The organism is Amycolatopsis sp. Hca4 (genome assembly GCF_013364075.1).
GTDB lineage: Bacteria > Actinomycetota > Actinomycetes > Mycobacteriales > Pseudonocardiaceae > Amycolatopsis.
In genome coordinates this window covers 1,502,841-1,514,643 of sequence record NZ_CP054925.1, presented here as the reverse complement: position 1 = coordinate 1,514,643, position 11,803 = coordinate 1,502,841, and the positions used below count along the sequence as shown (strand labels likewise).

The 11,803-nt window shown below is 70.7% G+C and carries 10 protein-coding genes; 5 read left to right on the top strand and 5 right to left on the bottom strand.

Annotated features, from left to right (window positions below):
- Positions 1-13: 13 nt before the first annotated feature.
- A complete protein-coding gene (locus tag HUT10_RS06535) occupies positions 14-544 on the top strand; it encodes a hypothetical protein (RefSeq protein ID WP_176170336.1) in 531 nt (176 codons plus the stop codon).
- Between the two features lie 123 nt (positions 545-667).
- Here the strand turns inward: HUT10_RS06535 and HUT10_RS06530 are convergent, their stop codons facing one another.
- The 4 genes from HUT10_RS06530 to HUT10_RS06515 all read right to left on the bottom strand — a co-directional run bounded on the left by HUT10_RS06530 (position 668) and on the right by HUT10_RS06515 (position 5,367).
- Positions 668-2,002 carry an NtaA/DmoA family FMN-dependent monooxygenase gene (locus tag HUT10_RS06530; protein ID WP_176170335.1) on the bottom strand — a complete coding sequence of 445 codons (1,335 nt, stop codon included), beginning with the start codon at positions 2,000-2,002 and terminating at the stop codon, positions 668-670.
- 12 nt (positions 2,003-2,014) lie between these two features.
- Complete coding sequence (locus HUT10_RS06525; protein ID WP_176170334.1) at positions 2,015-3,220, bottom strand: LLM class flavin-dependent oxidoreductase; 1,206 nt, start codon at positions 3,218-3,220, stop codon at positions 2,015-2,017.
- Positions 3,221-3,347: 127 nt separating this feature from the next.
- Positions 3,348-4,085, bottom strand: a complete 738-nt coding sequence (locus tag HUT10_RS06520; RefSeq protein WP_176170333.1) for a class I SAM-dependent methyltransferase — start codon at positions 4,083-4,085, stop codon at positions 3,348-3,350.
- Positions 4,086-4,209: 124 nt separating this feature from the next.
- Positions 4,210-5,367 carry a mandelate racemase/muconate lactonizing enzyme family protein gene (locus HUT10_RS06515; RefSeq protein ID WP_176170332.1) on the bottom strand — a complete coding sequence of 386 codons (1,158 nt, stop codon included), beginning with the start codon at positions 5,365-5,367 and terminating at the stop codon, positions 4,210-4,212.
- 72 nt (positions 5,368-5,439) lie between these two features.
- Here HUT10_RS06515 and HUT10_RS06510 point away from each other — a divergent pair, with 72 nt between their 5' ends.
- The 4 genes from HUT10_RS06510 to HUT10_RS06495 all read left to right on the top strand — a co-directional run bounded on the left by HUT10_RS06510 (position 5,440) and on the right by HUT10_RS06495 (position 11,030).
- Positions 5,440-6,186, top strand: a complete 747-nt coding sequence (locus HUT10_RS06510; protein ID WP_254896718.1) for a FadR/GntR family transcriptional regulator — start codon at positions 5,440-5,442, stop codon at positions 6,184-6,186.
- A gap of 154 nt (positions 6,187-6,340) precedes the next feature.
- Complete coding sequence (locus HUT10_RS06505; RefSeq protein ID WP_176170331.1) at positions 6,341-7,765, top strand: ABC transporter substrate-binding protein; 1,425 nt, start codon at positions 6,341-6,343, stop codon at positions 7,763-7,765.
- On the top strand, positions 7,762-9,780 hold the full coding sequence (locus HUT10_RS06500; RefSeq protein ID WP_176170330.1) for an ABC transporter permease subunit: 2,019 nt from the start codon (positions 7,762-7,764) through the stop codon (positions 9,778-9,780). Before HUT10_RS06505 ends, HUT10_RS06500 begins: the two co-directional genes overlap by 4 nt.
- Positions 9,777-11,030 (top strand): mandelate racemase/muconate lactonizing enzyme family protein, encoded by a 1,254-nt coding sequence (locus HUT10_RS06495; RefSeq protein ID WP_176170329.1) that lies wholly within the window; start codon positions 9,777-9,779, stop codon positions 11,028-11,030. The genes HUT10_RS06500 and HUT10_RS06495 overlap by 4 nt, the downstream gene beginning before the upstream one ends.
- Here HUT10_RS06495 and HUT10_RS06490 read toward each other — a convergent pair.
- Positions 11,027-11,767 carry a ribonuclease activity regulator RraA gene (locus tag HUT10_RS06490; RefSeq protein ID WP_176170328.1) on the bottom strand — a complete coding sequence of 247 codons (741 nt, stop codon included), beginning with the start codon at positions 11,765-11,767 and terminating at the stop codon, positions 11,027-11,029. The two genes, HUT10_RS06495 and HUT10_RS06490, sit on opposite strands and share 4 nt — an antisense overlap.
- Positions 11,768-11,803: the final 36 nt, after the last annotated feature.

Here is an 11,803-nt window from a genome sequence, read left to right as displayed (position 1 = left end):
CCGGGTTGCGCAGGTGACTGCCGGAAAAATCGGCCTGGCCGCGGATGTGACCACCGGTCAACCGGATTTCCCCGGTGCACCGGCAATCCTCGACGGTGAGACCGAACTCGGTGCGCACCTGGTCCGCGTGCAATCCGTTCAGCTCGCACCGGGTGAAGCAGAGAATCAGCGCCCGGGTCTGTTGCAGGTTGACCGGATTCGGGAAGCGGCACCGGGCGAATTCGACCGCGACCTTCAGCACCGCCGCTTCGAGATCCAGATCTCCGGTGATTTCGGCGTTCCTGATCACCAGCATCCGGCAGCCGGGGTAGGCGTCCTGCCGCAACAGCACCTGCCGGACCAGTTCGGCTCGCAGCGGCTGGTCGGCGGCGTCGAAATCGACGCGATCACCCCGGCTGACCGCATCCCACAAGCCGCGTTCGGCGGCGGTCGATCGTCGTCGTTCCAGCATGATGCCTCCCGACTTCCGGACGAACGGAGTCGTCCGGAAGTCGGCGGCTTGTGCGCGGCGTGTTATTGTCCCGAGTGGAGTTCACCCGGATGATGCAATTTCACGGCGTTTCGATGCCGTTCGGAAATGTGGCCGAAACCAGAACCCCGCCGTCGCGTCCGAGCGAGCCACCGGGACTTCGTTCCGTTGTGGACATGCCGGCGGTCGGCCTGCGCTTCAGGCCTCCAGGCCGAGGTGCTCCCGCAACGTCGTGCCGGTGTACTCCGTCCGGAACGAGCCGCGCTCCTGCAGCAGGGGCACCACCGTGTCGGCGAACTCGTCCAGCCCGCCCGGCGTGACGTGCGGGACCAGGATGAAGCCGTCGCTCGCGTCGGCCTGGACCAGGTCGTCGATCGCCGCCGCTACCGTTGACGGGGAGCCGATGAACGTCTGCCTGCCCGTCACCTCGATGATCAGGTCGCGGGTCGACAGGTTCTTCGCCTCCGCCAGCTGCCGCCACTCGCGGGCGGTGGCGATCGGGTCGCGGTACATGCGGACGCTGGCGCGGCCGGGGGCGATCGTCGAGCCGTCGACCACCGGGTCCGTCGAGGGCAGCGGGCCGTCGGGGTCGTGGGCGGACAGGTCGGTGTTCCAGACCTGCTCGAGGAACTTGATCGCCGTCTGGCCGCTGACCTGCTGGCGGCGGACCACGTGGGCGCGTTCGTGGGCGTCGGCGTCGGTGTCGCCGAGGACGAACGTCGCCGCCGGGAGGATCACCAGCTGCTCCGGCTTGCGGCCGTACTTCGCCAGGCGGCCCTTGACGTCGGAGTAGAACGCCTGGCCGGCTTCGAGCGTGCCGTAGCGGCTGAAGATCGCGTCGGCGGTGGCCGCGGCGAACTCGCGGCCCTCGTCGGAGTCTCCCGCCTGGATGATCACCGGACGGCCCTGGGGGCTGCGGGGGACCGGGAACCGGCCTTCGATGTCGAAGTGGGCGTCGTGGTGGGCGAACGCGCCGGCCTCGGGGTCGCGCAGGAACACGCCGGCGTCGGCGTCCGCGACGACTTCGTCGCCGCGCCAGGAGTCGAACAGCTCCCACGCCGTGCGCAGGAACGTCTCCGCGCGCTCGTAGCGCTGGTCGTTCGGGAGGAACCCGCCGCGGCGGAAGTTCTCGCCGGTGAAGGCGTCCCACGACGTGACGACGTTCCAGGCCGCGCGCCCGGCGGAGAGGTGGTCGAGCGAGGCGAACTGCCGCGCCACCTCGAACGGCTCGTTGAACGTCGAGTTGATCGTGCCGGCCAGCCCGAGCCGCTCGGTGACCGCGGCCAGCGCGGACAGCACGGTGAAGGTGTCCGGGCGGCCGACCACGTCGAGGTCGTAGATCTGCCCGCCCTGCTCGCGCAGCCGCAGCCCTTCGGCCAGGAAGAAGAAGTCGAACTTCGCACGTTCGGCGGTCTGGGCGAGCTTGACGAAGGAGCTGAACTCGATGTGGCTGCCGGCCTCCGGGTCGCTCCACACGGTCGTGTTGTTGACGCCGGGGAAGTGCGCCGCGAGGTGGATCTGCTTGCGGGTCATCTCGGAGCCTCCTCAGACAGCTGCGTAGCGGTTGGCGGGCCGGGACAGGCCGAGCAGGCCCCGCAGGGTGCTCGCTTCGTACTCGGTGCGGAAGGCGCCCCGTGACCGCAGCTCCGGGACCAGGCCGCGGGTGACGGCGGTGAGGTCGTGCGGCACGGCACCCGGGCGCAGGCGGAAGCCGGAAAGCCCGGCCTGCTGCCAGTCGAGCAGCAGGTCGGCCAGGCCGGCCGGGGTGCCGGTGAAGACGTGGGCGTCGGAGGTGAACGGGGCGCCGAACCGGTCGTCGAGCCGGGCCTTGCGGTCGGCGGCGGCCTGCTCGGTCTCGTCGAGGAACACCACGACGTCGCCGAAGACGTGCAGGGTCTCGCCACCGCGGCCCGCTTTCTCCTGCTCCTCGCGCACGGCGGCGACGATCGCGCCGGCTTGCCCGCGGTCGAACGGCGTGACGTAGACGACGTCGGCCGAACGGGCGGCGAGCCGGTACGGGATGGCGGCGTGGGCGAGCGCGCTGACCAGCGGCTGGCCCTGGGGCGGCCGCGGGGTGATCGACGGGCCCTTGACCGAGAACCAGCGGCCCTCGAAGTCGATGTAGTGCAGCTTCTCGCGGTCGACGAACCGGCCGGTGGCGACGTCGCGGATCTCGGCGTCGTCCTCCCAGCTGTCCCAGAGACGGCGCAGCACCTCGACGTAGTCCGCGGCCTCGTCGAACAGGTCGGCCAGCGGGCTGGGCTTGTCCGGCTCGGCCGAGTCCTCGAGCCGGAACTCGCCGAACTCCCGGCGGCCGAAGTGCCGGTTGTCGTCGGGGCGGCCGGCGACCTGGACGCGGACCCCGGCCCGGCCGCTGCTGACGTAGTCGAGCGTGGCGATGGCCTTGGACAGGTGGAACGGCTCGGTGTGGGTGACCACCGCGGTCGGCACGAGCCCGATCCGCGAGGTCAGCGGCGCGACCCGCGCGGCGACCAGCACGGCGTCGAGGCGGCCCTGGACGATGTCGGTCCGCTCGCCGGGCCGCCCGATGGGGCTCACGCTCTGCAGCGCGAGGGAGTCTTCGAAGGTGACGAAGTCCAGCTTGCCCGCCTCGGCCTCCTGCACGAGGCCGGCCCAGTAACCGGCGGTGAACAGCTCACGCGGCCGTGCCCCGGCTTCCCGCCAGGCGGCGGGGTGCCACCCCGCCCCGTCCAGCGCGACGGCGATCCGCGGTCCGGTTCCTGATGCCATCCCGAAGTCCCTTCCTGCTCGGCTCCTGCCCGTAGTGTGCGCCGGACGGGACGCGCCGGGCCGGACCGGCCAACTGCTGGGACGAGCGGGCGCACCGGGAATAAACCGGGGGAGGCCGCGGCTGTTTTCAGGCGGTCCGCCGCGGCTCGGCGTTGCGCGCCTGCCGCAGCCCGCTCACTTCGCCCGCGATCGCGCACACGGACGGGTCGAGGGCGTCGCTGACGGCGGCGCCGGGGAACGCTGCCGTGTAGTGGTGGTGGAACTCCGCGCGGGTGAGCGTCGGGGCCTGGGCCGCGAGGCTGCGCCACTGCGGGTGGCGGCGGAGCCGGTAGCTGGCCAGCGCGTCGGCCAGCGAGCGGCCGGCGACTCCGGCCCGGATCGCACCGGACATCGTGCGGGAAAACCGGTACAGCCCGTAGGCCGGCGGGGTCGACGCCCAGCCGGGGGTGTGCCGGACGCAGTCGACGACGGCGATCCGGCCGCCCGGGCGCAGCAGCCTGCGGACGTGCGCCAGGTACGCGGCCGGGTCCGGGCCGAGGTGGTGCAGGGTGTTGACGCTGACGACGAGGTCGAACGTCCCCTCCGCCTCGGGCGTGATCTCCCACAGGTCGCCGACCCGGTACCGGACCTGCGGGTGCCGTTCGCGGGCCAGCTCGATCATGCGGGGAGCGGCGTCGACGGCCAGGACGTCGTCGTAGCGTTCGGCGAGCAGCCCGAGGAAGCGGCCGGCGCCGCAGCCCAGGTCGATCGCCCGCCCGCCGCGGGCGGGCAGCACCCGTTCCAGCCACTGCCGGTAGCGGGCGTGGCTGAGCTCGGCGAACTTGTCGTAGAGCTCGGCGATGGGGTCGAACGTCGCTTCGGTCACGGCGGCGCACCTCGGAGGTCGGGACGGGAACGAAGATGATCTTCGCGACCGGTACCCGGCGCCGCCAGCCGAAGGCCCGAGAACTACTCGGGGGAGTGAATGCCCTGCCAGCCAAGGAAAACCGCTACTCGAACACGCCGTACCCCGCAACAGCGTGCGCCCGGACGCCGTCCAGGTCCAGCTCCACCCCGATGCCCGGCGAGTCGGGGAGCGTGATGTAGCCGTCCTTGACGATCGAGCCGCTTCCGTCCGGGGCGTGGACGTAGCTGTCCCACACCGCCCGCTCCTCCAACGCGTGCCACTCCTGGACGTAGAAGTTGGGGATCGCCGCGCACTGGTGGGACGTGGCCATCGTGCCCAGCGGGGTCGACACCAGGTGCGGTGCGAACGGGACGTAGTGCAGCTCCGCGAGGTTGGCGATCTTCTTGGCCTCGGCCAGGCCGCCGCACTTCGGGACGTCCGGCTCGATCACGTCCACCGCGCCGCGTTCGAGCAGCTCGCGGAAACCCCAGCGCAGGTACAGGTTTTCGCCGGCGCAGATCGGCGTGCGGGTCTGCGCGCGGACCCGCACCAGCGCGTCGACGTTCTCCGCCGGCAGCGGTTCCTCCAGCCACATCAGGCCGAACGGCTCGAGCTCCCACGAAATCCGGCACGCGCTCGGCACGTCGTAGCGGGCGTGCAGGTCGATCGCCAGGTCGACGTCCGGGCCGATCGCCTCCCGGACCGCCGCCACGCGGGAGACCATCGAGTGCAGCTCGGCCGCGTTGATCGTGTGGTTGAAGACGTCGAACTTCGCCGGGTGGCTCAGGTCGTCGATGTCGAACTTGAGGGCGGTGAAGCCTTCGGCGACCATCCGCTGGGCCCGGTCGACGCAGCCGCTGACCGAGCCCGCCGGGTCGTCGCCGTCGCCGCAGTCGGCGTAGAGGCGGATCCGGTCGCGGAACTTGCCGCCGAGCAACCGGTACACCGGCTGGCCGGCCGCCTTGCCGGCGAGGTCCCACAGCGCGAGCTCGATGCCGGACAGCGCGATCACGAACACGCCGCCCTGCGGGCCCGCGAAAACCTTGCTGCGGCGCAGTTTCTCCCAGCACCGCTCGACGTTGCGCGGGTCCTCGCCGATCAGCAGCGGGGCCAGGGAGCCGATCATCCCGACCACCGCGGCCGCGCCGGCGTCGGGGTTGGCTTCACCGAACCCGCTGAGCCCCTCGTCGGTGTCGATCCGGACCAGGGTGGCCTCGCCGTGGTAGGCCACCACCGCCGTCGTGACGTTCACGATCCGCATTGCTCTCCCGCCGCCGGGTGGTGCGTCTGAACGGACTAATGCGACGTCCAACTTGTCCGATAAGCTGATGACATGCCAAGGAGACAAGAGTCTCCGGACGCTGTCAAGGTCCGGACCCTCCCGGTGCAGGTGGCCGCTCACCTGACCCGGCGGATCGTCCGCGGCGAAATCGACGAGGGCCGGGCGCCGTCGGAAACCGAGATCTCCCAAGAGTTCGGTGTGTCCCGTGTGGTCGCCCGGGAGACGCTCAAGATCCTCGCCTCGCTCGACATCGTCGACGTCGCGCAGGGCCGCCGCGTCGTCGTGCGCCCCCGCGCGGAGTGGGATTACCTGAGCCCGTTGCTGATCGAGTGGCTGCCCCCCGAGACCGTCGACGAGCTGCTGCGGGAACTGCACCAGATGCGCGCGCTGCTCGAGCCCGAACTCGCCGCGATGGCCGCGGCCAGCGTCACCGACGAGACGCTGAACCGGCTCAAGGACGAGATCGGCCGGATGGCCGCGCTCGAAGCCGATCCCGAGGCCTACCTCGAGGTCGACCACGAATTCCACATGGAGATCTGCCGCGCGGCCGACAACCGGATCCTCGACCGGATCATGTACTCCGCCCGCTGGCTCGGCACGGCCAGCCGGCGCGTGACCAACGAGGCGCCGTCCGGGTTGCACCGCGCCACCGCCCAGCACACGGAGATCTACGAAGCGCTCCTGGCGCGCGACGCGGAGGCGGCGCGCGCGGCGATGCGCCGGCACCTGAGCAACAACTACTCCACGCTCCTCTCGGAAAACGAACAGCGACGCAAGCGGGCCGCTCGGCGGCGTTAGGCGCACTTCACCACCGATTCCCCTTCCCCACACCAGTATTCGCATCACTCACCGCATGCACGACCCACAGCGCGGCACTCGTCGTGCTGTCCCGCCGGTTGCACCGTCGCCCCGTCGGTACGCGTCCGCCCGATCGGACGCGAAAGGAGTGGTCATGGCAGAGAAAACGGACTGGTCGAGGCGCAGCTTCCTCGGGCTGAGCGCGCTGGGCGTGCTCGGCCTGGCCGGCTGCGGGAGCGACCCGGCACCCGCGCCCAAAGTCGACGTCCAGGTGCCCAAGGCGCTGCTCGACCAGGCGGCCTCGCTCCGCGGCGGGTCGGTCGGGATGCTCTCGCAGAAGCTGTACGCCGAAGCGGCCAACAAGGCACTGGACAAGTCGCTGCAGGTGTTCGCCCAGGCCACCGGCACCACGGTCCGCAACGACCTGGTGTCCGGCGACGCCGGCGACATGGTCGCGAAGATGGACGCCGAAGTGAAGGCGGGCACCAACCGCGACCTGGCCTTCGTGAGCGACCGGCGGTTCGTCGGCCAGCTCCACAACCTCGGCGCCCTCACCGACGTCACCGACGTGGTCACGGAAATGAAGGCGCTGTACGGGGAACCCGCGACGGAGGCGAACAACTACTGCGTGTTCGACGGCCGCTGGTTCGCGATCCCGTACCACTTCATCGCGACCGGGATGTACCTGCGCAAGGACTGGTACGCGGAGAAGGGGCTGCCGCTCAAGCCCTACTACTCGTGGGAAGAGCTGCGCGACAACGCCTTGGCGGTCTCCGACCCGGCGAAGCGGCGCTTCGGCTGGGGGCTCACGGTGAACCGCTCGGGCGATGCCAACGGCTTCATCGCCAACGTCATCAACTGCTACGGCGGGGCGATCGCGGACAACACCGGCACGAAAGTGGTGTTCAACTCGCCGGAAACCGTCGCCGCCGTCTCGTTCATCGGAGACATCTACACGAATCCGAAGTACGCGCCGATGCTGCCGCCGGGGGTCGGCAGCTGGACCGACTCGAGCAACAACGAGAACTGGCTCGCCCAGATCCTGGGGCTGACGCTCAACCAGTTCAGCGTCTACGCCGACTCGAAGACCAAGAAGAACCCGGTCTACGCCAACACGCACGTGTTCAACGGGGCCACCGGGCCGGCGCTCGACCGGCCGCTCGCGTTCGGCGAGTCCAACTCGTTCGTCGTGTTCAAGGGCGCGAAGAACCCCGAGCTGGCCAAGCTGGTCGCGAAGTTCATGGTGGGCGGGAGCGCCCTGCTCGGCGTCGCGAAAGAAGCACCGTGCCTGGTGAACCCCTCGTGGGACAAGGTGTGGGACTCCGACCCGTACTACACCACCGGTGACCCGGCCTTCGCCGCGCTGCGGGAGCAGACCCGCGCGCCGCTGCCGGTGAAAACCCGCACGGGCTATGCCTTCCCGCAGGCCCCGAGCCCCGGCGAGCAGGCCGCCACCGCCGCGTACCTGCTGACCGACATGATGCAGTCGGTCATCCAGGGCACGCGCCCGGCCGAAGCCGTCGCCGCGACGCACGGCCGGATCGTGCAGATCTTCGAGCAACAGGGCTACCGGCAATGACCACCCTCCGTCCGAAGACGGCCCGTCCGGCGCCGGCCCGCCCGGCGCCGCGCGGGTCGTCCTCGCTCACCCCGTCGCAGCGGCTGCTCGGCCGCGACTGGCGCCTGGCCGCGGTGTTCATCGGGCCGACGCTGCTGCTGGTCGCCGGCCTGATCCTCGTCCCGATCGTCGGCTCGGTCATCACCAGCACCACCGAACGCCACGGCGCGGAGACGGTCTTCGTCGGGCTGGACAACTACACGGCCCTGATCGGCGACGGCCTGTTCCACCAGGGCGTGCTGAACTCGTTCGTCTTCACCGCCTACGCCGAGATCTTCAAGGTGGCACTCGGGCTGATCGCGGCGTTGATGCTGCACCACATGCGCCGCGGCCGGGCCGTTCTCGCCGGGGTGATCCTGCTGCCGTGGGTGATCCCGACGGTCGTCACGGCCTTCACCTGGCGGTCGCTGCTCGACCCGATCTTCGGCAGCGTCAACGTCCTGCTCACCGACACCGGGATCGGGCCCGGCCTGGCCGCGGTCGGGCTGGTCGACAAGTGGCCGGCGGAGTGGCTGTCCGATCCCGCGCTGGCGATGCCGGCGGTCATCCTGGTCAACGTCTGGAAGGGCATCCCGTTCTTCACGGTGACGTTCCTGGCCGGGCTCAAGGCCATCGACAGCGGTCTCCACGAGGCGGCCATGGTGGACGGCGCCTCGCCGTGGCAGCGCTTCGTGCACATCACGCTGCCGGGGCTGCGGCCGGTGATGATCGTGACGGTGCTGCTGTCGTCGATCTGGACGTTCAACAACTTCGACCTGATCTGGCTGATGACCCAAGGCGGCCCGGGGGACGCCACCGCGCCGTACGTGATGGTGGCCTACTCGAAGGCCATCCAGCAGCTGCAGCTGGGCGCGGGCGCCGCGGTGACGCTGGTGATGCTGCCGGTCATCGCGATCCTCGTGGTCATCCTGGTGCGGATCATGCGGCGCAGCGACCAGCCCGGCGCCGCCGACCTGGGGCGACGGCGGCTGACCGACGGCCAGCGCCGGGCGCTGCCGTGGGTGATCGCCGGGGGGTCGGCGCTCGTGCTGGCCTGGGCGTCACCGCACATCGTGTGGAAGGCCGCCGCCGTGCTGGGCGTCTTCGTCCTGCTCGCCGCGGCCGTCGGCCGGGGCGTCTCGGTGCTCGCGACGCGGGGCAACCGGGTGGCCGCGCGCCTGGTCGGCGGCACCGGTTCGGGTGTCGCGCTGGTGGCGTTGCTGGTCTTCGTGCTCGCGCCGCTCTACTGGATGACCGTGACGGCCTTCAAGTCCGACGACCAGATCGTCGCGCGCACCGACGACCTGTGGCCGACGCCGTGGAGCACCGAGCAGTTCACCAACCTGTTCACCGGCCACGCGTTCGGCACCTGGTACGTCAACACGCTGCTGGTGTCGGTGGCGTCCACGGTGATCGCCCTGGTCTGCGCGGCGCTGGCCGGCTACGCGCTGGCGCGGCTGAAGTTCCGCGGTTCGGAGAGCTTCACGGTGACGATCCTGCTCACCTACGTGATGCCGGGCGCGCTGCTGTTCATCCCGCTCTACCAGCTGATGAGCGGGATCGGGCTGAACGACTCGCTGTGGTCGCTGGTGCTCGCCTACCCGACGTTCACCCTGCCGTTCGCGACCTGGCTGCTCGTCGGCTACTTCAAGTCGATCCCGGCCGACCTCGAGGAGGCCGCGCTGGTCGACGGCTGCACGCGGCTCGGGGCGTTCCGCCGGATCGTGCTGCCGCTGGCCAAACCGGGCCTGCTCGCGGTCGCGCTGTTCACCCTCACCAACGCGTGGAACGAGTTCCTGTTCGCCTTCGTGTTCATCACCAAGGACGAGTACAAGACGCTGCCGGTCGGCATGCAGTCGATGATCTTCGGCGACGTCGTGCCGCAGGGGCAGCTGGCCGCGGCTTCGCTGCTGGTCAGCGTCCCGGTCGTGCTCATGTACGGGTTCGGGCAGCGGTTCCTGACCGAGGGCCTCACCGCGGGGGCCGTGAAGGGATGATCACCGAGGAGCACGTCCCGACGGCGTCCCGGCCGAGCGACCTGCGCATCACCGACCTGCGGGTGGCCAACCTGACCGGGGTGCCGTTCCGCTCGTCGATCATCCGGATCGACACCAACCAGGGGCTGGCCGGCTACGGCGAGGTGCGCGACCAGGCCAGCGCCACCTACGCGCTCGTGCTCAAGAGCAGGCTGGTCGGCGAAAACCCCTGCAACGTCGACAAGATCTTCCGCAAGATCAAGCAGTTCGGCCACCACGGCCGCCAGGGCGGCGGGGTGTCCGGGGTCGAAATGGCGCTGATGGACCTGGCGGGCAAGGCCTACGGCGTGCCCGCGTACGCGCTGATCGGCGGCCGGTTCCGGGACGAGGTCCGCTGCTACGCGGACACGCCGTCGCTGCCGGACCCGCACGAGATGGGCGCCCGGCTGGCCGACCGCAAGCGGCGCGGGTTCACGATGCTGAAGATGGACGTGGGCATCGACCTGCTGTGGGACGTGCCGGGGGCGCTGATCGCGCCGCCGGGCGCCCGCGCGGACGTCACCACGATGCACCCGTTCACCGGCATCCAGGTCACCGCGAAGGGCATCGACCACCTGGTGTCCTACGTGGACATCGTCCGGTCGGTGGTCGGCTACGACGTCGCGCTGGCCGCCGACCACTTCGGCCACATCGCCCTCGACTCGGGCATCCGGATCGGCCGGGCACTCGAGCCGTTCACCCTGGCGTGGATCGAGGACCTGATCCCGTGGCAGCTGACCGGGCAGTGGCGCCGGCTCACCGAATCGGTCGCCGTCCCGACGTGCACGGGGGAGGACATCTACCTGCTCGACGGCTTCCGGCCGCTGCTGGACACCGGCGCCATCCGCGTCGTGCACCCCGACCCGGCGACCGCGGGCGGGATCGCGGAGACCAAGCGGATCGGCGACCACGCGCAGGAGCGCGGGATCGCGATGGCCCTGCACCTGGCGGCCTCACCGATCGCGACGATGGCGTGCGTGCACCTGGCGGCGGCCACGGAGAACTTCCTGGCCCTCGAACACCACGCGGCCGACGTCGAGTTCTGGAGCGACCTCGTCTCCGGCCCGCTGATCGCGGACGGCCACATCCCGGTGCCGGACACCCCGGGACTGGGTTTCGGCGACCTCAACGAGGAACTGCTGCGCCGCCACCTCGACCCCCGCGACCCGGTGTTCTTCGCCGAGACGACCCACTGGGACACGGAGTCGAGCCACGACCGCCTGTGGAGCTAGTCCCGGCCCCGGTCGGCGCGCCACTGCTCGTACTCCGGCCGGGCTTCGTCCGACAGCGGGTAGTACCGGCGCAGGTCGCCGCCTTCGGCCAGGCGGATCCGGGAAAACTCCTCCCACTCCGCGTGTTCCTGCGCGTGGGCCACCAGGTCGGGAGCGAGCTTGACCGGCACGACCACGGCCCCGTCGTCGTCGGCGACGATGATGTCGCCCGGCTCGACCAGCGTGCCGCCGCAGGCCACCGGGACGTTGACGGCCGCCGGGACGATGCCGGTCTGGGCGTGGAAGTTCGGGGTGGCGCCGCGGATCCACAGCCCGAGGCCGAGCTCCTTGGCCTCGCCGGTGTCCCGCAGGCACCCGTCGACGACGACGCCGGCCCCGCCGCGGCCCTTGAAGTAGGTCAGCATCATCTCGCCGAACACGCCGCTGCTCATGTCGCCCCGCGCGTCGACGACGATCATGTCGCCGGGCTGCGCGTGGTACATGACGTGGCGGTGCAGCTGCTTTTCCGGTTCCTCGTACTCGTCGACGGGGTAGAGGTCCTCCCGCTTGGGCAGGAACTGCAGCGTCAGCGCGGGCCCGGCGACGCGGACGCCGGGGGTGACCGAGACCGGGCCGCTGATGAACGCGCTGCGGATGCCCATGCGGCTCAGCTCGCCGCTGGCGGTCGCACTGCCGATGGCGGCCAGCGCGGCGCTCAACTCGGCGGGCGGGCGAACGATGTCGTGTGTCTCGACCACGTCGGTGGCTCCCCTGGGGCCGCGGTGACCGTAACT

What these genes read in the sequence shown, in the direction of transcription:
- HUT10_RS06530 (WP_176170335.1), bottom strand. Translation starts at nt 2,002, where the DNA reads ATGACCCGCAAGCAGATCCACCTCGCGGCGCACTTCCCCGGCGTCAAC.
- HUT10_RS06525 (WP_176170334.1), bottom strand. Translation starts at nt 3,220, where the DNA reads ATGGCATCAGGAACCGGACCGCGGATCGCCGTCGCGCTGGACGGGGCG.
- HUT10_RS06515 (WP_176170332.1), bottom strand. Translation starts at nt 5,367, where the DNA reads ATGCGGATCGTGAACGTCACGACGGCGGTGGTGGCCTACCACGGCGAG.
- HUT10_RS06510 (WP_254896718.1), top strand. Translation starts at nt 5,440, where the DNA reads ATGCCAAGGAGACAAGAGTCTCCGGACGCTGTCAAGGTCCGGACCCTC.
- HUT10_RS06505 (WP_176170331.1), top strand. Translation starts at nt 6,341, where the DNA reads ATGGCAGAGAAAACGGACTGGTCGAGGCGCAGCTTCCTCGGGCTGAGC.
- HUT10_RS06500 (WP_176170330.1), top strand. Translation starts at nt 7,762, where the DNA reads ATGACCACCCTCCGTCCGAAGACGGCCCGTCCGGCGCCGGCCCGCCCG.
- HUT10_RS06495 (WP_176170329.1), top strand. Translation starts at nt 9,777, where the DNA reads ATGATCACCGAGGAGCACGTCCCGACGGCGTCCCGGCCGAGCGACCTG.